At 31.5% G+C, this 21,840-nt stretch carries 24 protein-coding genes and 3 pseudogenes; 16 read left to right on the top strand and 11 right to left on the bottom strand.

Annotation, left to right across the window (positions count from 1 at the left end; genetic code table 11):
• Positions 1–113: 113 nt before the first annotated feature.
• Positions 114–464: an SH3 domain-containing protein gene (locus tag PQF83_RS19495; RefSeq protein WP_000946189.1), complete on the top strand. Its 351-nt coding sequence runs from the start codon at positions 114–116 to the stop codon at positions 462–464.
• A 207-nt stretch (positions 465–671) separates the two neighbouring features.
• Here PQF83_RS19495 and PQF83_RS19490 read toward each other — a convergent pair whose 3' ends face one another.
• Positions 672–1,481, bottom strand: a complete 810-nt coding sequence (locus tag PQF83_RS19490) for a CPBP family intramembrane glutamic endopeptidase (protein ID WP_000133831.1) — start codon at positions 1,479–1,481, stop codon at positions 672–674.
• A 363-nt stretch (positions 1,482–1,844) separates the two neighbouring features.
• A complete protein-coding gene (locus PQF83_RS19485; RefSeq protein ID WP_001049724.1) occupies positions 1,845–2,327 on the bottom strand; it encodes a GNAT family N-acetyltransferase in 483 nt (160 codons plus the stop codon).
• Positions 2,328–2,677: 350 nt separating this feature from the next.
• Between PQF83_RS19485 and PQF83_RS19480 the strand changes: the two genes are divergently transcribed.
• A complete protein-coding gene (locus PQF83_RS19480; protein ID WP_000566279.1) occupies positions 2,678–3,007 on the top strand; it encodes a hypothetical protein in 330 nt (109 codons plus the stop codon).
• A gap of 309 nt (positions 3,008–3,316) precedes the next feature.
• Positions 3,317–4,441: an HD-GYP domain-containing protein gene (locus PQF83_RS19475; RefSeq protein ID WP_000975376.1), complete on the top strand. Its 1,125-nt coding sequence runs from the start codon at positions 3,317–3,319 to the stop codon at positions 4,439–4,441.
• A gap of 150 nt (positions 4,442–4,591) precedes the next feature.
• Here PQF83_RS19475 and PQF83_RS19470 read toward each other — a convergent pair.
• Positions 4,592–4,666: pseudogene (locus PQF83_RS19470) on the bottom strand (YjcZ family sporulation protein); the annotation flags it as partial.
• Between the two features lie 277 nt (positions 4,667–4,943).
• Between PQF83_RS19470 and PQF83_RS19465 the strand changes: the two are divergent.
• On the top strand, positions 4,944–5,225 hold the full coding sequence (locus tag PQF83_RS19465) for an LCI fold-containing protein (protein ID WP_000473834.1): 282 nt from the start codon (positions 4,944–4,946) through the stop codon (positions 5,223–5,225).
• A gap of 688 nt (positions 5,226–5,913) precedes the next feature.
• Here the strand turns inward: PQF83_RS19465 and PQF83_RS28515 are convergent.
• Complete coding sequence (locus PQF83_RS28515; protein ID WP_000833256.1) at positions 5,914–6,129, bottom strand: hypothetical protein; 216 nt, start codon at positions 6,127–6,129, stop codon at positions 5,914–5,916.
• A gap of 964 nt (positions 6,130–7,093) precedes the next feature.
• Between PQF83_RS28515 and PQF83_RS19455 the strand changes: the two genes are divergently transcribed.
• The 3 genes and pseudogenes from PQF83_RS19455 (at position 7,094) to PQF83_RS19445 (ending at position 10,280) form a co-directional block, all read left to right on the top strand.
• Positions 7,094–8,830, top strand: coding sequence for an S-layer homology domain-containing protein (locus PQF83_RS19455; RefSeq protein WP_000288202.1), 1,737 nt, complete (start codon positions 7,094–7,096; stop codon positions 8,828–8,830).
• A 415-nt stretch (positions 8,831–9,245) separates the two neighbouring features.
• The gene (locus PQF83_RS19450) at positions 9,246–9,863 is read left to right on the top strand and encodes a DUF6241 domain-containing protein (protein WP_000823726.1); all 618 of its coding nucleotides are present in this window, start codon (positions 9,246–9,248) and stop codon (positions 9,861–9,863) included.
• A 246-nt stretch (positions 9,864–10,109) separates the two neighbouring features.
• Positions 10,110–10,280: pseudogene (locus PQF83_RS19445) on the top strand (hypothetical protein).
• Between the two features lie 448 nt (positions 10,281–10,728).
• Here PQF83_RS19445 and PQF83_RS19440 read toward each other — a convergent pair.
• Together PQF83_RS19440 and PQF83_RS19435 are read right to left on the bottom strand one after the other, a co-directional pair.
• Positions 10,729–10,968: a DUF2798 domain-containing protein gene (locus tag PQF83_RS19440; protein WP_000700215.1), complete on the bottom strand. Its 240-nt coding sequence runs from the start codon at positions 10,966–10,968 to the stop codon at positions 10,729–10,731.
• A gap of 300 nt (positions 10,969–11,268) precedes the next feature.
• A pseudogene (locus tag PQF83_RS19435) lies at positions 11,269–11,343 on the bottom strand (YjcZ family sporulation protein); the annotation flags it as partial.
• Positions 11,344–11,668: 325 nt separating this feature from the next.
• On the opposite strand from PQF83_RS19435, the gene PQF83_RS19430 reads away from it, so the two are divergent.
• Complete coding sequence (locus PQF83_RS19430) at positions 11,669–12,082, top strand: hypothetical protein (protein WP_000120200.1); 414 nt, start codon at positions 11,669–11,671, stop codon at positions 12,080–12,082.
• A gap of 86 nt (positions 12,083–12,168) precedes the next feature.
• Here the strand turns inward: PQF83_RS19430 and PQF83_RS19425 are convergent, their stop codons facing one another.
• Together PQF83_RS19425 and PQF83_RS19420 are read right to left on the bottom strand one after the other, a co-directional pair.
• The gene (locus PQF83_RS19425) at positions 12,169–12,624 is read right to left on the bottom strand and encodes a hypothetical protein (protein WP_000754259.1); all 456 of its coding nucleotides are present in this window, start codon (positions 12,622–12,624) and stop codon (positions 12,169–12,171) included.
• 95 nt (positions 12,625–12,719) lie between these two features.
• Positions 12,720–13,088 (bottom strand): VOC family protein, encoded by a 369-nt coding sequence (locus PQF83_RS19420; protein WP_000545705.1) that lies wholly within the window; start codon positions 13,086–13,088, stop codon positions 12,720–12,722.
• 108 nt (positions 13,089–13,196) lie between these two features.
• Here PQF83_RS19420 and PQF83_RS19415 point away from each other — a divergent pair, with 108 nt between their 5' ends.
• From PQF83_RS19415 to PQF83_RS19405, 3 genes are all read left to right on the top strand, one after another.
• A complete protein-coding gene (locus PQF83_RS19415; protein ID WP_000448798.1) occupies positions 13,197–13,586 on the top strand; it encodes a general stress protein in 390 nt (129 codons plus the stop codon).
• Positions 13,587–13,636: 50 nt separating this feature from the next.
• Positions 13,637–13,837 carry a CsbD family protein gene (locus PQF83_RS19410; RefSeq protein WP_000004269.1) on the top strand — a complete coding sequence of 67 codons (201 nt, stop codon included), beginning with the start codon at positions 13,637–13,639 and terminating at the stop codon, positions 13,835–13,837.
• Between the two features lie 75 nt (positions 13,838–13,912).
• Positions 13,913–14,164: a GlsB/YeaQ/YmgE family stress response membrane protein gene (locus tag PQF83_RS19405; protein WP_000522902.1), complete on the top strand. Its 252-nt coding sequence runs from the start codon at positions 13,913–13,915 to the stop codon at positions 14,162–14,164.
• A 180-nt stretch (positions 14,165–14,344) separates the two neighbouring features.
• On the opposite strand, the gene PQF83_RS19400 is transcribed toward PQF83_RS19405, so the two are convergent.
• Positions 14,345–14,545 carry a hypothetical protein gene (locus PQF83_RS19400; protein ID WP_000390993.1) on the bottom strand — a complete coding sequence of 67 codons (201 nt, stop codon included), beginning with the start codon at positions 14,543–14,545 and terminating at the stop codon, positions 14,345–14,347.
• A gap of 197 nt (positions 14,546–14,742) precedes the next feature.
• Here PQF83_RS19400 and rsbV point away from each other — a divergent pair, with 197 nt between their 5' ends.
• The 5 genes from rsbV to PQF83_RS19375 all read left to right on the top strand — a co-directional run bounded on the left by rsbV (position 14,743) and on the right by PQF83_RS19375 (position 18,135).
• Complete coding sequence (gene rsbV, locus PQF83_RS19395; RefSeq protein WP_001996861.1) at positions 14,743–15,081, top strand: anti sigma b factor antagonist RsbV; 339 nt, start codon at positions 14,743–14,745, stop codon at positions 15,079–15,081.
• 6 nt (positions 15,082–15,087) lie between these two features.
• Positions 15,088–15,570: an anti-sigma B factor RsbW gene (rsbW, locus tag PQF83_RS19390; protein ID WP_000970573.1), complete on the top strand. Its 483-nt coding sequence runs from the start codon at positions 15,088–15,090 to the stop codon at positions 15,568–15,570.
• Positions 15,533–16,309 (top strand): RNA polymerase sigma factor SigB, encoded by a 777-nt coding sequence (sigB, locus tag PQF83_RS19385; protein ID WP_002163732.1) that lies wholly within the window; start codon positions 15,533–15,535, stop codon positions 16,307–16,309. The genes rsbW and sigB overlap by 38 nt, the downstream gene beginning before the upstream one ends.
• A gap of 70 nt (positions 16,310–16,379) precedes the next feature.
• A complete protein-coding gene (locus PQF83_RS19380; RefSeq protein ID WP_000017747.1) occupies positions 16,380–16,820 on the top strand; it encodes a ferritin-like domain-containing protein in 441 nt (146 codons plus the stop codon).
• Between the two features lie 172 nt (positions 16,821–16,992).
• Positions 16,993–18,135 (top strand): fused response regulator/phosphatase, encoded by a 1,143-nt coding sequence (locus tag PQF83_RS19375; RefSeq protein ID WP_000025556.1) that lies wholly within the window; start codon positions 16,993–16,995, stop codon positions 18,133–18,135.
• A gap of 38 nt (positions 18,136–18,173) precedes the next feature.
• On the opposite strand, the gene PQF83_RS19370 is transcribed toward PQF83_RS19375, so the two are convergent.
• On the bottom strand, positions 18,174–19,031 hold the full coding sequence (locus PQF83_RS19370; RefSeq protein WP_000429027.1) for a CheR family methyltransferase: 858 nt from the start codon (positions 19,029–19,031) through the stop codon (positions 18,174–18,176).
• A 16-nt stretch (positions 19,032–19,047) separates the two neighbouring features.
• Positions 19,048–21,738, bottom strand: coding sequence for an ATP-binding protein (locus PQF83_RS19365; protein WP_000836720.1), 2,691 nt, complete (start codon positions 21,736–21,738; stop codon positions 19,048–19,050).
• Positions 21,739–21,840 lie beyond the last annotated feature (102 nt).

Below are 21,840 nucleotides of genomic sequence, written 5' to 3'. Positions count from 1 at the left end.
TTTATTTCAAAAATACAACTAATATTTCTCAACATTAATATATTGAAAATAATTAGAATATTTAAGATAATCGTTTGTGAAGAAAGAAATTATAAAAAAAGGGGGAATTTATTTTGTTACGTCGCTTATCTATTTGTACTTTATTAACAGCTTTTATGTTTACTTTATTTACATTTAACAGCTCTGCTTTCGCGGCTACGAATACTACTGAAAATAAAACAGTAGTAGCAGCTTGTGCCAAGGGAGGTACGGTAGGTACATATGGTGCAAAGATGCGCAGTGGTTACACTGTGGGATCACCTGTCTTACATACATTTACTAGTGGTCAGAAAATTACTGGCACATGGGTAACAGGTGAGTATGTTCAAGGGCATTATAGTAATTCTAAACAGTGGTTAAAAGTTACTTATAAAGGGATGACAGGTTATGTATCCCACACAACATTATATAACGTTTGCTCATAAAACTATGTAATATAATAGCTTTTGAGATATTGAACTAATCCCTTATAGGGATTAGTTTTTTTTATCTCCTTGAAAAATATCCATATTTAACTAAATTAGTGTATAGATAACCATTTTTTCTAAGGATTTATTGGATTAATAGTTTTAATATTAGTTGTTAATTAGTATGGAGAAATTTATCATGCAAGAAGAGTTAGAAATCAAGAATTATAAAAAATTATAGTATCTTCGATATAAAACTTTCTTTGGATTTATAATTATAAGTAAAATCGCAACTATGGAATAAAAAATTGCAGTATACATAATTAATTCAATTAATGGTCCATTGATTATGCCAATAAATAAGTTAAAGAAAAAGTGGATGATCATTGGAATAATTAAATTTTGATTTAAATTATAAAATGTTGTCATGATAATTGTAGTAGATATAATTGCAATCATAAAAAATAAAATATATTTGATTAAATTACTGCCTGTAAAACCTGTAGTAAACCATATAGGTAGATGCCACATTCCCCACCAAAAACCAATAATGATGGAAGATTTTAATGGTGAGTATTTTTTCTGGAGCTCCATTAATGCAAAACCCCTCCACCCTAATTCTTCTCCTAGTGGTCCAGATACAATAGTTTTAACAACATAATAAATTAACACGCCCCATGTAGTTCTATTAAAAATAGAGTCTGCTTCACTATTAGTCGAAATGAGAAACAACATCGTCAAAAATATAATTATTTGAATCATACTGACAGTAAGAACGATAGAGTAGTTAAGTTTATTTTTAAATCTATCTTTTACGAATTGAATAAAACTTTGTCCAGGATAAATTCTTTTAAATAGAAACATAAAAGCAAAAGTGGAAGACCAAGCTGATATGCAGAGCATTACATCAAAAATCCAAGTTGGAAAATGTAATAACTTTGTAATTCCTACAAGCAGAAAAAGTGGCCAAAAAATAATGTTGGTTAGTAATATAAAACTTACCACCGGCTTTTTCAGTCTTTTATCTTCAGTCATATACAATTCCACCTTAAGTTAAATTTTTAACATGCAATAATGTACCTATTCAGCGCGTTGAGATGATGCACCGAGTATTCTTTCTATTATATCTATATGTTCTTTCAAAATATTACTTAGTTAATTAATAAAGGGAACTTCCAACTAATTATCCACATAAAATCCATTCTTGGAAGTAAAGTTTTAAAAGTAATTTATCCATAGTGATATTAAAATTACTACTAACAGGGGGAGCACCACATCGCTATCATGCTAACAAAAATAAACTACACAAAATTAATTTTTTTGCTTCATATGTTAAAGAATATGGAGTAAAAACCAGAAAATGAAATGATTTATACAGAACTAGAGGTATATATAATTTTATACATTTACATAGTTTTTTAATTTTAAACAGTAAACTAATTCTGGATGGTGTCCTTCTTCAATCTCTCCTGTTGGCCTAAAACCCACTTTTTCATAAATCCGCTTTGCGCGTTCATTATCGTGAATAACCGATAAGAATATTTCTTCACATTTGTACGTCTGAACCATACTATCTATTACTGCTTTTAAAACAGGAATCCCATACCCTAACCCTTGATATTGATGGCCAAGCATCATACTAATTAACTCATATTGCTTCGTTTCATTTCTAAACCCATACGAAGCAAAACCTATTAAAACATCATTATCATATATAGCTTTCGGAGTAAACCCAAACGTTTGGCAAGCTGCAAGAAAGAAAGCATTTGAACCAACCCATCTTTCATATATTTGAATGTGTTTTTCTTGAAGTTTATCTGATTTTAAATTAATAATTTCAAAGAAATTTTCTTCTGTTACATCTATTAATTTTAGATTCATCTTTTCCCCTCTTTCCATTTTTTACATTATCTATTCTAATTCTTCATCGTATTTCTCATTCCTTTATCTTCTTAATCGATAACTCATTAGTATTCCACATACTAATTGCATGAATTAAGAGGTTTCGTGCACTACTTCTTGGAAGTTGATCATGTAGCGCTCTATTTCGTAATTCACTATGTTTTCCAAAGAAAATAATGAAAGGCAAGGCGATGAATACATTTGCAAAATGACAATATTGTAAGAATACACGAATGTTTGTAAGAAAGTTCGATGTTTTCCTTTTTCTTTTTTTATTATAGTGAAAAAGAAGAACGAAATATTCTCTTATGTAGGAAAGGAAGATAATAATGATTGATTTATTAAATAAATGGATGTTAGAAAGTACAGGGAATTTCAATATTGTTGTAGGACTTACAGCACTTCTATTTTTAGGTTCAGTAATTGCACTTATTATTATTTACAAAAAAATTGGTAAACCAGATGAAGGAACAAATGCTATTTATTTAAAAATTACTTCTCGTATGTTTATTACTCAAATTCTAATGAATGCCATATTTATTTCTTTAGTTGGTAAAGATATCGAGAATTTCCGTCAAATCTTTATATTATTTGAAGCTTTTGTATTCTTTATTGGAGCTATTTATTCGTTTAAATTATATAGACAGGAATACAAATAGTTCACTTATAAGAAACAATAAAAAATGTAAAATTTTCCTTTTTAGTTTACTGTATATTCTATACATATGAGGTTAATATAACGTCTCATTATCGGTAGCAAGAAAAAGGCGAATTCCAAACTTCAAAAGGAATTCGCCTTTTTCTTTTTCTATAACCCTATCCATCTCTTTATACATTCCTATCATGGCGGTACCCCATTTATAGGTTATGAGAAAGGGTGTTTTTTGCACTATTATCTATTCTTAGATATTATTAATAATATCTATATGAACTTCTTTTTTATTAAAAAAGGTTTGGCGGTGTGTAAAATGATGAAAGGGATTAAAAATATTGAAACGAAAGAACCGATAAACATGTTTCTATTTATTCCCTGTAGTACTCTTTTGTTTGATAATATTTATCAACATTTTATTCTTGGAAAGGATTTTACACTAGAGAAGCTTTTATTTGAACTCGTATTTTTATTTATTTTCATTTCATTTTTTTTATGTAATAAGTGTTTACAAAAAATGAATAAACAAATGTTTACAAAATATATTTTTCTTGGTGTTAGTATTATTTATCTTTTGGCATATGATCTTATGTTTATACGTGATCCAGGTTCGTCTTTACATATCCCATATTTAGAGTGCTTCCTAGTAATTTCTGCACCTTTATTTTTAAGTATTCATTATCTTCTAACGGTATCTATTTGTATGGTATGTAGATTTTTAATTGCTATTTATTATTTTGAAATTAACTATCCAATATCATTAATTTTATTGTTTCTAATCATTTTTGTTACGTCATTTTTTGTATTTCTTTCATTAAAATTTTTAGTACAAAAAATTAAAGCATCCTATGAAAAACAAATGAAAGAAACAGCTTTATCGATAATGAGGATAATGGAATTAAAGGATCAATATACGAAAGGACATAGTGAACGTGTAGCCAATTATGCTACGATTCTTGCTAAAGAAACAAATGAATATGATGATAATTTTTTAAAACAATTTCATTTTATTTGTTTATTACATGATATAGGGAAAATAGGTATTCCGGATGAGGTTTTAAAGAAAGCATCTTCTCTTACAGAAGAAGAGTATAATATTATTAAGACACACCCACAATTAGGATTAGAAGTTTTTAAAAATATATCTTTAATAAAAGGTAGCGAAGATATAATTCTTTCTCATCATGAAAGATGGGATGGAAAGGGCTATCCTCAAAAACTAAAAGGAAATCAAATACCATTATGCGCAAGAATTGTTGCAATAGCAGATGCTTTTGATGCGATGACTTCTTCAAGAGCGTATCGTTTGGCTCTATCTCCTGAAGAAGCGTATAGACGTATTATAGAAGGATCTGGTACACAATTTGATCCTTCCATGGTAGAGATTTTCAAAAAGGTATTTCCTTTGTGGGAAAAAATGGTCCCCAATTCTTTTCGTTAAAAACACATGTCTGAAATCGATTCTTATTTCAGGTATGATGAATACGAAAAATGAAAAAACAAATTCAATCGTGATAAAAATTTGGAACTAGATAATGAATAAGGCATATAAAGAAGAGGTACCCATATAGGTACCTTTTCTAATAGTTTTTTAGCAGAAACAACTGCATCCGATAATGATTAATAGAATAAATAATACAACTAATAAAGCAAATCCTCCAGCGAAAGCAAAGAAGTTAGGTGGGGGATCAACTGCCCATAAAAGTCCGATTGGTTCAACTAATAATCAGTGGAGGATAAAGACCCCCCACTGATTAAGGTTTCACTTTATTATGCACTGTTACATACTTCTCTAAATTCCTCTATTTTTCATTTGATAAAATAAAATCCTAATATTACCAAGAGTTAAATAAATATTTCTACATATTCAAGATATTTACATAAATTACAAAAGTGATACATTTAAGTTGTAAGCTATAAAAACTATTAAAGGGGGATTTATTATGTTTAAGAAATTAGTAGTAGGGCTATTGGCAACTGGTATTGCATTAACAGGAGGAATTGGAGCGGCTTCAGCTGATACGCAAAAAGCTGTGAGTTCTCCGAAGCAAGCAGCATGCTCAATTCCTTATGAGTATTCTAATGGTAAATTTAAAAGAACTCTTTATTACTCAAATGGAGTATATGCTAATAGTTTTAATGAAAATGTTTGTGGCGGGACGATTACATGGTATTTAAAGCATGTTCAAAATGGAGTTGCTTTTTACGAAGGTAATTTAAAATAGTAGAGTTTTTGAACCTCATGTATTGAGGTTCTTTTATTTTTGATTTTTAAACTGATTCTCTATAAAAAAGCTAGGATTTCTCTTAGCAAAAGAGTTATATGTCATACAGAAAGACAATTGTATGCAAACTGGATATTTTCAATTTTATTATATAACGTTTATTGAGGGATAAATTGAATTATAGCAATCTTTACGTAAGCTTTATGTGATATTAAAGTTTTTGGGAGAGGTTGAAGTAGAATTTTGTACAAATAAGTAGGAAGTATGGAGATAATATTATAAATAAAGGGCTCAATTCTCAAAAGGGAGAGAGTTGAGCCTGAAGAGGTAATTACTAAGCTCTCGGGTTGATGAAAACTAGTAATTAAATAAAATCGCCCTAGGTTTAAGGGGTCTAGGGTTTCACGTTTTGGTATATCTCACACGACATTATAAAAAGAATAGAACGTACTGAAGATAACACATGAATGTTTCATAAATGTATCAAAAAAATGAACAAATTGTGTTTGAAATAAAAAAGGTCCTTACTATTATGTAAGAACTCCATAAACAAAGAAAAAAGTCGTATGTGCCTCTATATTAGAATCGAAATAACATTTTTAATATTCAATTATATATAGTTTTCTATATAACTTAACGTGATGAAGTTAAATAAAAATGTTATTTTAATACAAAACGAAATTGAAAGTTAGCAAGCAATACTTAAATAAGTAAAAGCGGCAAATCCATAAACTAATAAGCTACTAGTAGCAAGGAATTTTATAATTTCATTTGTAGAAATAATAGTTAAACATATTGCTATAGATGCACCTATAAAGAATTGGTACTTCGTATGTATATTTGTAAGATTAATTATTACAAGTACAGTTAAGAAAAGTGAAATGAAGTTCAAATATCTTTTCATTGTCATATTTCCTTTCAATATTTGATCTGTATTTATTATACCGGATTGTACCAGTAATAACATACTTTGTAATAGATCGTAATAGAAATCTCATTTTGCCATAAATAAAAAGGCGGTTGTTTCCGCAACCACCTTTCAGCAAAATAAAGCACTTTTTCAGAAATAAAATATGGATAATTCCTGAAAATGTTATAGGATATAATCCCATTTTTATAATTCAAGTGACGAGCTTAATTTATAAGAAAGGAATGACTACATTATATGAAAACTTGTCTAACAAGGTTACAAATAAAAGAGCAGCTAGCAAAGGCTAACTGCTCAATACAAGGAGATACAGAGAAAACTAAATGGGTTTTGGCATACAGCCTATCAACATTATGGACATAATATTGAGTTTTATTCGAAGGAATTCATGTTTTATAAATTAGATTATAATAATAGATAATTTAATAAATGATACGATTGGTTTAGGGTTAGTAAGGCAATACATCGCTCCACAGAAATTAGAAATGGCTGTAGCTTGTATAATGAAATAAGTGATGATATGGCACGAAAGCAAACGCGAGAGTCTCTTAGTATTGTACTAGATAAAACGATAAATACGTTTATAAAAATGAGGAATAAAAGAAAGGACCCCCTGGAGTTCGGGTCCTTTTAGAAGTGATGATGTTTTCTCGGCTTGGGAAACTGAGAAAATACAAAAATATAATACATTGAGATTTAGAGAATTTCAATACTAAATTAGAGATTATCATGAGGGAGTTATAACGAGTTACTATTTATATATTCACAAATAAAACAACATAATATCACCATGAATCCCTATAACAATATGAATTTTTGCATATTTCAAAACCTAATATATCCTTCAAAAAATTTTAATAGTATAATATGTTTTGTCATATTCTTTTAGATTTTTCGACAAAAAATAACATAAATAGAAAAGATATTGGGAGAAGGAATTATGTACACAAAACTACTAAAATCAATTACATCATTATCACTTATTGGTGGTGCTTTACTATATACAAATGGTAGTGATGTGAGAGCAGCTGAGGCAAGTATTTTTTCTGATGTGCCTACGTCGCATTGGTCGTATCCGGCGATTAAAGATTTATCGAGTAAAAATATTATTTCTGGTTATGGAAATGGGAAGTTTGGTTTCGGTGATGTTGCGACGAGAGAGCAAGTTGCAGCTTTAATTTATCGTGCGCTGTTACCGGATAAGCAAGGTGGTACGTTTAGTAATGACAGTGCTCGTTACGTATTACAAGATGGATCTACTTTAAACAATCCGTATCGAGATATTCGCGCAGGATCCACATTGTTTCCAGAAGAGGTTTTAACGTTAACGAAATTAGGGATTTTTAACGGGGATGGAAACGGAGGTTTTAGACCGAAAGATTCTGTTAGCCGTGCAGAAATGGCGCAAATTATTAAAAACGCTTTTCAAGTTTCGGCTAAGCAAAAGCATACATTTAATGATGTTCCTAATGGTTTTTGGGCAGAAGGGGCGATTAGTGCGGTGCAGTCAAACGGGATTGCATCTGGTACAGGCGACGGGAAATTTGAACCTGCTAAAACGGTAACGCGTGAACAATATGCACAGTTTTTATATAATGCTTTGCAGTATAAAAAGCCTGCGGTTGCGGTGCAAAATACAGGAGATGCAGCACTATTAGCAGCATTCAAAGATGAAGTGCAGAAGCGTATTAATGCGTACGAAACGAATATTACACTTCCATATAAAACGACAAATAGTAATACAAAAGAAGTGATGAATACACTTTTTAACGCCTATAAAGAAGTGGCAAGTAAAAATGAGTATACAAATAATAATAGATCGAATGTTTCATATGGACTTTCTGGATCACCTGGAAATTATACGTTTACGCTAAAAATTACATATCGTGAAACGAAAGAACAAACAGAATATGTAATGAAGCAAGCGAAGGCAATTGTTTCTTCTATTACACAAGTTGGGATGGATGATCACGAAAAAGTGAAAGCGATTCATGATTATGTCGTAAAACATGTTTCTTATGATACGTCTTATAAAGCTTACACAGCATATGAAGCACTCGTAAATCGTTCTGCGGTTTGCCAAGGTTACGCACTATTAACTTATCAATTATTAAAAGAAGCAGGAATTGAGAATCATTTTGTAGTAGGAACTGGAGACGGTCAGCCTCATGCTTGGAATTTAGTGAAAATCGAAAACAAATGGTATCACCTTGATACAACATTCGATGATCCTCTGCCAGATGAACAAGGCCGCGTAACATATTCTTATTTCAACTTATCAGATGAGCAAATCGCAAGAAATCATGAGTGGAACCGCGGGGACTATCCGCAAGCTACAACAAATTATTATAGTACATTAACAAATAAAATTGCTGCAGGTGGTACGAAAATCCCTGCCTATCAGCAAATATTAAAAGATACAAAGTTAAACTATTTAGGAAATGAATACATTGCAAATAACTATAACGAATTAAAAAATAAAATGCAGCAACGTTATAACGAAAAGTCACCAAAGATCGAAATCCTTTATAAACAATCAATGGATGGCGCATTGCAAGATGTGAAAAAAGCAATTGGGGAAATCGGTTATCCGCAAGGGGCGAGCCGTGTTTCTTATAAAGCGGAGCCGTATAATGCGAAAGAAGGGTATTCTTTAGTGACGATTACGTTTATGTAAAAAATAACCTAGATCCTATGGGATCTAGGTTGTTTTTTTATAACTTAATGTAACATATCATTTTATTTATATGTTACACCGTTCAAAAAATCTGCTTTATAGAGCGTGCCCTGTGCCTATTAACTTAAAAATTTTAAATTACCCCAAAACGAAAAAATGAACTTTTTTATTGTAAGTTAGGATACAATCTCGTTCTGGGGTAGTTGTATTTTCTTAGCTTGATAGGCGATGAGAGTCCAATACATATTATTAAAATTAAGATAATTCAAGCCGGAGAAAGGCACCATAGGGTGTTTTTTATTATCCTTCGACAAAACATGACAATATACAAACGAATTGTTTGCTACTATGAGATGAGAAATCTTACATTCTAAAAAATCTATTTAAAATAACCAATACAGATAGGCGTGAAAAAATGAAACGAAAGTTACTTACGGCGTTAACATGCAGTACATTGCTTATGGGAATGGCTGCTTGTAGCTCAAATGAGAAGGCTGCAACTGAATCAAAACCTAAACAAGAAGAAAAGGTTCAGGAAAAATTGAAAGTTCAAACCATTCAAAAGCAACAAAAAGATAGTTATGTAGTAAGTGAAGATGAATTATCTAAAGCGGCACAGTCGATTGGTGAAATCCAAAACGAGCAAACGATAAATGATATGATGATACATATGTCTTTACAAAAACTCACATTCAATGGGAATAATCTTCATGTTTCTGGTACTCGTGATGTAGGGCGGTTTCAAATGATAAAAGAAAACATTCAATACTTAAAAAACAACTTAAATGTTATCAATAATGATGAAAGACCCAAATATGAATCTATTCTGAACAAATGGTACGATGGAAATTTCGAATCTGCAGTTGAAGACTTTAGGGAAATTCATTATTTACGTTCTGGAACAAAGCAAAGTATGGAAGGATCTAAACTAGCTAAAAAAACTGTTAGTGATGAAAAAGAATTTATTCTCCATTTCTTTGGTCAAGAAGGATTAGATATTCATAATAAAGAATGGAAACATGGAGAGTTATAAAAATAACACTGAATTTCACTCCACTAGGAAGTACAATGTTTTTACTCTGTAATACGGTATTTCCTTCGGAGATAGTATCACATTGGCTTAGTGCATAATTTTACTCATGCCCTCTTCTATATCATTTTTAAAAATATAGATTTTAATTGTAAATAAGGAATCTAAATTTTATTTAATACCATTTTTTACGTGATAAATGAATGGTGAAATTTTCTTATGCGCAGTTCCACTAGGAGATTGCTTATAATGAGATTTAATAAATACACAGTCATGCTTATGTTTCTAACCATTGGCTCAAATGCCGCATTATCTATGTGGCTCAAGCAAGGACTTTTAGGTGTTTATCACGGCTATTGTTCTCTTGTTAATCGCTGCATGGACTACAAAGGATCTCATACAGACGGTCAGCATAAATAAATTATTGTATTTCTCAATAAACAAAAACAACTTAACATGGTAAAATAATAGTTGGATGGGAGTCCAATACATATTATTAAAATTAAGATGGTTCAAGTCGGAGGAAGGCACTTTAGGGTGTCTTTTCTTTTTTCTAAAAGAGAGTTTTGCTTTCAAGAAGATACATTTTTAATGGATTACTGCCATGAGTATATAGATAAAGTCCATCAAAACATGTATGTTCATGAATATGTAAAATTACATAAAATTTCCGAGAAAAAGAGAGTATACTTTCTTATTGTGTAATAAAGATAAAGCCCGCCTACGGAAATAGGCGAGCTTTTTTAACATATAAAGAAAAGCAACTTTTAAGGTGCCTTCCTTCGAGTTGAAACATTTTACTAGGTTAAGTTTTGTGATGATTATTTCTTTTCATTTAAATGAACTAGAGTAGTACATCACTTTATTTTTAAGCATCCTTCTCAACAAATATGAATATTTTCATTATCCTTTTCACTACAAAGGGTAGTAATTTAGAAGCTAAAAATGCAAGCACGAAAGCAATTGCCCATGTTTTTATCCATGATTTGAGAAATAAAGCTGTATACCCAACATTCATTGAAACCATGACGAAAGAGATAATACTAGATATACCTAAAATCATAAAGAGATTAAAAATTATCGGTTCAAATTTTTTATTGATTTTCAAAATTAACACCTATTTTCTATATATACTTTGCTGTCCGATTTCACCAACATCTAATCTTACAGTTTGAAATCTATGTTGTCCAGCTTGTTGTACTTTTCTGCAATAGCAATTATTGAGATGTTAACTAGTTTGTCTGGGATGGGAACTCATGATATTGCTATCAAGCTAAGGTTGTATAAATGAACACTTTATCTTTTTTATAGCATCGAAGTTCATTTTGGGGGCGAATGTAATATTACATCATTAAAGTAATAGTTGCACTTGAAACTCTGCATATCGCATGTCTTTTCCAATAGTTTTTTAGCAGAAGCAAGCAGCTCCAATGATGATTAATAAAATAAACAATACAACTAATAAAGCAAATCCTCCCGCGAAGCCATAACTATCACCAAAGCCGAGAACAGTTCCTCCTTTAAATAGGAGGGGGAAAACAAAGGATCAATTATGTGTTTTAACGGATTCCATTTACTTTATGTATTTATGAATGGAGCAGGTTCTTTTTAAAATAGATTTATTCTTTGAAGGAGTTCAAGGACAAAATAGGAGAATTTATATTATTTATTAATAGGGAATAAGTAGGAAATAAAATTTCCAAAAACACAGATAGAAATCCGCTTTTATACCTTTCATTAAAATAATACTAGCATTATATATTATAAGGAATACTTATCCTTAATTGTAAATGAAAGGGGGGATTAGTATGAGTTATGGCTATGATCATCCTCCTGAAAAGCATCATAAACACCACAATGAAACTTTGTCAACGGGTGTATTACGTAGACATTCCGCTACGTTGTTTCTTACTGTGGAAGCTATGAATGTTGATCCAGATGATACTCATACAGTAACTGTTGAAATGTTTGATTGGTCATCGGGTTCTCCGGTATTGTTACCATTAGTAGACCCTTCAACACAAACATTGGCACCTAATCGACGTGTTACTTTTCGTTCAGCAGCTCTTTCTTCAGGTGTTTTTGCTTATGAAGTAAGAATCATTCGTTCGAAAGATAGAGATGTTGTTACGAATGTTTTTGGTCTTAGTGCAATCGTATTTAACCCACAAGAAGGAAATAATGTTTTACAACATGATTTAGCAAAATTAGATCTTAAATAGCTTTTATAAAAGTTTATTTATTGGACAAGATTAAAAAAGAGTAGGATTACATCCTACTCTTTTTTAACATCAATTATATTAAAATTTTAAAAGAAATCCTTCATCATTTTCACATCTTTAATATTCACTGTTACACCTTCAACCTTATCCTTCTTCTCATCTTTAGCAATCGTAATTTTCTCATTATTATCAACCCAAACAAGAAATTCTTCTTTTGTGTCATCTTTATATGTAACGGTAATAGTAGAATGTGCCGATTCTCGCTTTTTTTGATCTAAAGTGATTGTTTTAGGCGTGCCTTTTTGAACTGCGGAAACGATAGATTGTATCATTTCTTCGTTGTCTGTTTGAGATTTAGAAGTAGTATTATTGGTTGTCTGAAGTATTTCGATATCTGTAATGTTTGCGGAGTTTAATTGAAAGGCATTTTGTTTCTGTTCTTGCTTAGCTTGTGAAGCTTTATCTGTAGCTGAGGTGCTTGTGCAGCCTATTAAAGTGAAAGATAGAGCGGTTAGAGCGCATATATAAGTGGTTTTTTTCATTATATCCCCTCCTTGGCTTAATCATAACAATTTTCTGTTAATTTAGGTAGTTATTGTAAGAGGATTTATTTTACTAGTTTTAGGATAGAGAAAGTTCAAGAGGAGGTTAACCGTAAATAATAACCATCAGGGTCTACAATACGAAAATCTTTCATTCCCCAAGATTGCATTTTAAGGTTAGATTCCACTGGATAATTTTTTTCTAATACATGTTGGTATATTTGTTCAATATTATCAAAAACCATGATAACTTCAACACCTTTACCTTTTGGCTTAAGTCCACCTGTTTTTAAATAATGATTTTCATTGAGAATATAATCAGGGGTTAATAATAAAGAAAAATCCCCTAGTTTAATCATTGCACTAGTTGCATTCTTTTTTGAGAATACAAGGGTAAGGATTTCCTCATAAAAACGAATAGATCTTTGCAAATCTTCTACAAATAACTCTAGACGAAAGTGCATATGTACTCTCCTTTTCATTTTTTTTTCAAATTTTATGTTTAACATTTCGAAAATAGGTGTACTACATATAATATAACAAATAATTCATTTTAAAGGAGGAAGTTAAAGATGGAAACGAAGTATAGGAAACCTTTTGTATATGAATTTATTACGGAGAAAGAGGTCATGAATGCGGCGAATGATCTAGTAAAGAAAGGAATAGACCAAAAAGATATTTACGTATTAACACACGAGAAAGAAAGGACAGATAGAATCGCAGACAATGCAGACGTGAATACAATTGGTATACAAGAGGAGGGACTTGGGACAAGTATTATTAACGTCTTTCAAAAAACGGGAGATCAGTTAAGAAATAAGATGCAGGAGTTAGGGCTTAATGAGGAAGAAGCGAACTTCTACGAAGAAAAGCTGGATGAAGGGAAAATCTTGTTATTCGTTAAAGATTTAGAGAGAGTCGGTGAATGGTTACAAGAAAGAAGATGCATGTATTCTATTTAAGTTTGTATCCTGTAAATCTATAAATCTATTACGAAAAGGAGATGGGAAATATGAGTGAGAGCGGACTAAAAGAACAAATTACTGGTAAAGTGGAAAAGACAAAGGGACAAGTAAAAGAAGGAATTGGTGAAGTTACAGAAGATAGAAAGTTGAAAAATGAAGGGAAGTGGGACAAGACGAAGGGAACGATAAAAGAAAAAGTCGGAAAAGTGAAACAAAAGATAAGTGATGGGTTGGATAATAAAGAATAATACATGTTTATCAAGCTTTGGTTACATACCAAAGCTTGATAAATACAATATAAAACGAATATAGGAGGGTTAATTGTGGGACTTATTATTACGTGTATTGTAGGTGGACTTATTGGTGCGTTAGCTGGAATGATTACGGGAAAAGACTTTCCTTTAGGTATAGTTGGTAATGTGATTGCCGGATTAATCGGATCTTGGGTAGGTAGTGCGTTATTTGGTCATTGGGGTCCTGAATGGGGAGGCATCTTTATTCTTCCAGCGTTATTAGGTGCAATTGTCTTTATTTTAATCGTTACATTCTTCTCTAGAATGCTACGGAAAGCGTAAGTATGATAATGAATAGTAATCTTAAGTTTATTATATATAGTTATAAAGTAAATAGAATGATAAATATACATAAAAAAGCATCCAATTCAAATAATTTGGATGCTTTTTTATGTAATCTGCATAGGAATGAGCGGGGGATGAAGGCCCCCGCTCATTGAAATTACACTTTCTATTTATGTATTAAGCCATCGTTACTTTTTTACAAGCGTTTATTCTTACGACCTGCCTTGGTTCTATATGAGATAAGTCCTCGTTATTACCTATATCCACTACAATTGTATTCGTTAGTATATTAATAATGGAACCAACTAATTTTGTAGCATGATCGTGTCGATAAGAAAATTGAACAAAATCTCCTTTTTTAAAATTGTGCTCTTCCATAGATAGATCCCCCTAAAAATAATGTTTATAGATTATATATACACAAATTTATAAGGTTTAAACATTTGGTAGTATTTTTTACGTGTTAAGCCGAGAAAGGTGTGGAAAATTTATTTATAATAAAAATAAAAAAATATGTTTAAAACTAATTTTTATGGGTAATTAACATAGTAGTAGTTTGAGATAAGGGGGCGGAAATGATGAATTTGGGAATAAATATTTTGCAAAATGATGTAGGTTATACGGTACAACTTAATGGTGAAATTGATGCATATACGGCATCAGATTTAAAAAATAAGATGATGCCTATTGCAAGCGAAAAAGAGGTTCATATGGTAGTAGATTTTACTGAGGTAGAGTATATGGATAGTACAGGATTAGGCGTGTTTATAGCGCTATTAAAAGCAGTTAAGAAAAATGATGGAAAACTAGAGTTTATTGGTGTATCTAAAAGGTTAAAAAGATTATTTGATATTACAGGGTTAACAGAAATATTAAATTTGAATTCCGATTTTGAAAAAGTAGAAAGAAGGTGACTAGGGATGATGGAGAGATTTGAAAAGATAGAAATGAAAATTCCTGCAAAGGCAGAATATGTGGCTATTATTCGTTTAACGATGGCTGGTGTTGCGAATCGAATGGGCTTTGCTTATGACGATATAGAAGATATGAAAATTGCTATTAGTGAAGCATGTACAAACATTGTACAACATGCATACAAAGAAGACGTTGGAGAAATTGCAATTGTCTTTGGGCTATATGAAGATCGATTAGAAATTATGGTTGCTGATAATGGGGTTAGCTTTGATTTTAATAACTTAAAAAGGAAAGTTGGTCCGTATGATATTAGTAAACCAGTAGAACATTTGCCGGAAAATGGTTTAGGTTTATATTTAATTAATACGTTAATGGATGATATACAAATCATGCATGATGAGGGCATGACAGTTTTAATGACAAAATATATACAAAGAGAGCAGGTGGAGAATGATGGAAATCCAATCTCAACCTACGAATCTTACTAAAGAAGACGTTATGAAACTAATTGCAGAATTTCAACAAAACCAATGTGATGAAGCACAGGAAAGGTTAGTTGATCATTATAAAAATCTCGTATATTCCATTGCATATCGCTATTCAAAAGGCGGGCCGATGCATGAGGATATTATACAAGTAGGCATGCTAGGGCTCTTAGGCGCAATAAGAAGGTATGATTATTCGATAGGGAATGCTTTTGAGCCTTTTGCAATACCTACGATAGTAGGGGAAATAAAGAAGTATTTACGCGATAAAACTTGGGGCATTCACGTTCCAAGGCGAATTAAAGATTTAGGCGGAAAAATTAAACTTGCGATAGAGGAGCTAACAGATCATTTGCAACGTTCACCGAAAATTATAGAGATTGCGGATCATTTAGGACTATCCGAAGAGGAAGTACTAGAAATTATGGATGCGAAAAATAATTATCGAGTATCTTCCTTAGATGATGTAGTTGAAAATGCATCTGATGGAAGTTCGGTAGCGAGAATTGAATCTGTAGGTGAAGTAGAGCAAGGATATGAAGAGACAGAAAGGCGTCTCGTTTTAAAGGATATTTTTAATGTATTAAATGAAACGGAAAAGAGTGTTATTCATTATATATTTGAAGAGAATTTAAATCAAAAGGATACAGGAGAACGGTTAGGTATTTCACAAATGCACGTTTCTCGTATTAAAAGACAAGCGATAAGTAAATTGAAGCAAGCCGCATTTTTAGATACATAAAAAATTTAAAATAATGATGTTTAAAACATGAGAAAAGGGGTACGTATTAAGTATAGGAGGAGATATAAAAATGTCACACGATGTGAAAGAACTAATCGAAGGATTGAATGAAGATTTAGCAGGAGAATACTCAGCAATTATTATGTATAACCATAATGCAGCAACAGTTTCTGGTATATATAGACAAGTGTTAAAACCTTTCTTTGAATCTGAAATTAGTGATGAACAAGGACATGCCCTATATTTAGCGGAGAAAATTAAGACGTTAGGTGGTACACCTACTACGATTCCTTTACCAGTGAAACAAGTAGAAGACGTTAGAGAAATGTTAGAAGAAGCTAGAAAGTCAGAATATGAAACAATTAAGCGTTATGAAAAGAGAAAAGAACAAGCAGCGAAATTAAATATGACAGAGTTAGTTGTAAAGTTAGAAGATATGATCGCAGATGAAACAAATCATATGGAAGAATTGGATCGTCTTTTAAATGATAAAGCAATGGTGTTAAATTAAAAGTGGAAACTTATAGAGTGAAAGAACAAACTCTCATTTCTGGGGGTTTGTTCTTTTGCTGTATAAATGTGTTTGAGTAGGAAATTTTCATTTTATAACTGAGTATGTAATACTAGAAAAATAGAAAATGATAATCGATTTACATTTTATATAAGAAAAGGGGAAATCACTTGTGTCCATTTTAATTGTAGATGATAATCCGGTGAATATCTTTGTAATTAAGAAGATTTTAAAACAAGCCGGATATCAGGATCTTGTATCGCTTAATTCTGCACAAGAGCTTTTCGAATACATCCATTTTGGAAAAGATTCTTCCAGGCATAACGAAATAGATTTAATACTATTAGATATTATGATGCCTGAAATTGATGGACTTGAAGTTTGTAGGCGATTACAAAAAGAGGAGAAGTTTAAAGATATTCCTATTATTTTTGTTACAGCTTTAGAAGATGCAAATAAATTAGCTGAAGCTCTTGATATGGGGGCAATGGATTATATTACGAAACCTATAAATAAAGTTGAATTGTTAGCGCGTATGCGTGTGGCATTACGCTTGAAATCAGAATTAAATTGGCATAAAGAACAGGAAGAAAACCTTCGGAATGAACTAGATTTAGCTACGCAAGTACAAAGAAACTTATTAAGTAGTCCATTAAGGGAAGAGCATATAAAAATTGAAGCAAGTTACTTACCTTCATTTAAACTAGCTGGAGATATGTATTACTGGTATAAAATCGATGAAAACCGCTACGGTATTATATTATTAGATGTGATGGGACATGGTGTATCCGCTTCCTTAGTTTGCATGTTCATTTCGTCTGTATTACGTGAAACGATTAAATGTTTAATCGATCCAGAACTTGTCATGAAAGACTTAAATAAATATATGACTCTTTTACATAATGAGAATGACAATATTCCATATTATTTTACAGCGATATACTTAGTAGTGGATACAGAAAAGAGAACGATTGAATATGTAAATGCAGGACATCCTTCTGGATACGTTTTAGTTGATGAAACAAATGTAGTGGAACTAAATCGCGGGAGTTGTGCGGTAGGATTTTTTGATGAAATAAAAGTTGAAAAGACAGTTATACCTTTTGAGAAGAACGCTCAAATCGTATTGTTTACAGATGGTGTACTTGAAGCAATAGCAAATGATGAATTTGAGGCTGAAGAGAAATTACGTACTTTTACAGAAAGAAAATGGGGAGAGTTAGAAGAAGAGATAGAAGGGTTTTACAAGGAAGAACAGAAGGAAGCACAATCAGATGATATGTGTCTTATCATGATACAAGCGAATGCGAAATAAAAAGCGTATGAAATCCAAATAGAGGATTTCATACGCTTTTATTGTATTTTTTGATAGATTTGTTCGTGTGGATTAAATTGCGTATAATGCGGCATGATATCCGAGAAACGAAGAGTTTCTTTATTTCCTAAACATAGGAATCCATTGTGACTTAAACTTTCATAAAATAGTTGCTGTACTTGGTTTTGAAGTTTACTTGTAAAGTAAATTAAAACGTTACGGCAAAGGATAATATGAAATTCGTTAAAAGATTGATCGGTTACTAAATTATGTTGTGCAAAAATAATGTTTTGTAACAGTGAAGGATTAAAATAAGCAAAACGACTATCCGTTGAATAATAGTTAGAAAATGCTTGTGTACCGCCAGCTTGTAAATAATTTTTCGTATAAGTTTGCATTTTATTTAATGGAAGAATACCTTGTTTTGCTTTTTCTAACACGTCTGTATTCATATCTGTTGCGTAAATAACAGCTTTTTCACTTAATCCTTCTTCGTGAAGTAAGATGGACATGGATAATACTTCTTCACCAGTGGCACATCCAGCATGCCAAATTCTAATTTCAGGATGCTTTCTTAATTCAGGAATGACATGCTCTCTCAGCGCCTTAAAAAAGATAGGGTTACGGAACATCTCAGTTACATTAATCGAGAAATCATTTAATAACTGTTCTAAAACCCCTTCCTCGTGAATTACTTTTTCTATTAATTTTGAAATGGTAGGGATATTAGAAATCTGCATTCGATTACAAATCCGCCTATAAATAGATGTGCGAGCGTATTGGCGAAAATCAAATCCTGATAGTTTAAATACCGCTTCCAATAGTAAGTCAATTTCTAAGTTCGTACGCTTATCCATATCTACTGATGGATCAAAATTATAATACTTATTTTCCACTGAAACGAAACCTCACTTATTTTATTAACCATACACTCATTACCGAATAGAGTTGATGTAAATTTAATGGTTTACTTATATAATCTGAAGCGCCAGCAGATAAACATTTTTCCTTATCATTTGGCATTGCTTTAGCAGTTAATGCGATAATAGGTATTTCATGTAACCCTAAGTTCATTCGGATATGTTCCATCGTTTCATAACCGTCCATATTTGGCATCATAATATCCATTAAAATAAGGTCGATATTTGTATTGTTTTTTAGTATTTCTAAACACTCTAGGCCGTTTTGTGCAGTAATGATATTGGCATGGTGTTTTTTTAATGCATTTTGTAATGCAAATATATTTCGATGATCATCATCGACAATTAAAATGGTTTTCTCTTGGAAGACATTATTTGTTTCTGGAAGAACGATGGTTTCCTCAACAACTTCAGCAGGAATAACTTCATCTACCGTTGCTGCGACTTCTAAATTGGATACTTGTATATCAGTTAATCCGTTTGGAAGGTTAGGAATATATACAGTGAAAGTACTACCTTCTCCTACATTACTTTCTAACGTAATCCAACCACCTAATAGTCTAGCAAACTCTTTACAAATAGATAAACCTAATCCTGTACCACCATACTTTCGAATCGTCGCGCCATCTGCCTGTTGAAAGGCTTCGAAAATAAGTTGATGCTGTTCTTTAGCGATACCAATACCAGTATCTTTTACTGAAATTGATATCCAGTCTTTACTTATAGACTGCATATCATGACTCAAGTTGCTTGTTTCTATTGAATCGAAATGTAAAGAGATGGATCCTTTTTCCGTGAATTTAAATGCATTGGATAATAAGTTTTTAATAATTTGTTCAATCCGTTTTGCATCTGTATAAAACAGATCAGGAATGGTGTCACTGTCTTCAACAGTAAATTCTACATTTTTTTGTGCAGCGATATGTAAGAAGTTTTGCTGCATACTTGCAGCCATATCACTTATGTTCGTTGCTTCAAAAATAACATCTAGTTTTCCGGCTTCTACTTTAGATAAATCTAGTATGTCATTAATTAAAGTAAGTAAATCCTTCCCTGATGAATGAATGACGGTTGCCAATTCAATTTCATCATCGGATAAATGATTATCATGATTTTCTTTTAACATTTCAGATAATAGTAAAATACTATTTAACGGTGTGCGTAATTCATGTGACATATTTGCTAGGAATTCTGATTTGTATTTTGAGCTACGTAACAACTCGCTTGCTTTTTCTTCTAATTCTAATTTAGTCACTTGTAAGTCAGCTGTCTTTTGCTCGGCCTCTTCCGTTCTAGACTCTAACTGTTCGTTCGTTGTTCTTAATTCCTCGGCTTGCATTTGTAGTTCTTCCGCTTGCGTTTGCAATTCTTCTGATTGAACTTGCAACTCTTCTGTCATTGCTTGTGATTCATGTAAAAGAGTTTGAATTCGCATGCGTCCCATAATACTATGGATTGTTAAACCTAGATTATCAACAGTTTGGTGAATTAAATCTTGATGTAAATCTGAAATGTCAGTTACACTTACTAACTCCATTACTGCAATCACTTCATCCTCAAATAAGACAGGGATGACTAGTAAATTTTTAGGGCGTATTTCTAATAATCCAGTAGTAACGTAACGAAACTCTTCAGGTATGTCCCTAAGAATAAAACTTTTCTTTTCTAAAGCAGACTGTCCAATGAAGCCTTCACCCATTTTAATAGATTGTTTTCCAATATCAACACCTTGATCGGCGAAAGAAGCTTTTTTCACAAAGTAGACAGTTTCTTCAACTTCTTCACGTACATAAAATGCACCGCAAGAAGTTTGCGTTTTCTGTATAATGCCACTCAAAATTTTGTTACCTAACATCTCAATAGAAGATACACCTTGATACATTAAAATTAATTCTGCAATCTCCGTTTGTAACCACTCTCTTTTCGATATTTCGTCTAGCAGATGGTTCGTTGTATGAGCAAGATCTTTTATTTCATCATGTGTATTTACATGAATTCTTTCCGTAATTTTTTCTTTAGAAGAAATGGATTTAATAGCTTGAATTACATTTTTAATCGTTTTTGTAATGGAATTGGAAATATAAAGTGAAACGATAATAGAAACACAAGATAGTAAAAACAATAAACTGTATAACCAAAGCTCTAATTTATTATTTTTAGTATCTAATTGTGCAGCTCTTTTTTTCGTTAATTGTTCCTCAGTGCTCCGGAAGTCAGTTAGTTGTGATTGTAATGATTGGATTTCGGTAGTGTCGATTTCTTGTATTTTATTACTATTATGATTTGCAATTAACGGGTGAATCTCTTTATTCATCCAATTAGTAATGTTTCCATTAATCTCTTTTAATTTTTCTTGCTGAGATGGATTATCTTCTAATAAAGAAAAAAGATTATGGTAATGTTTTTCATAATCTCTTTCGGCAGAGTTAAGAGATTGCAAATAGTTCGCGTTATTAGAAGTAATAAAGCCTTTCGCTTTATTTTCTATTGTTAGCAAGTCTTTCTCCACTTGATTCGTTAAATTGAGAACTTTAAAATCGTGATCAATAATAAAATTACGAGATTTTTGTAAATTGGAAATCTGATTGTTTAGCATAATAAAAGAAATAAGTAAAAACAAAATGATAACTAAATAACCAGCCATAATTTTGTAGCGAATACTAAATTTTGCTTTCGATTTCATTAAAAATTCCTACCTTCAAGGTTATTAAAAGTTTTCTATTTTAAAGAATGAAAAACGTAATATATATTATATCAGTTTTCATAGGGCTAAACTAGAAATCCC

Source organism: Bacillus sp. FF-1 (genome assembly GCF_028548245.1).
GTDB lineage: Bacteria > Bacillota > Bacilli > Bacillales > Bacillaceae_G > Bacillus_A > Bacillus_A paranthracis.
This window is presented reverse-complemented; position numbering and strand designations above follow the sequence as displayed.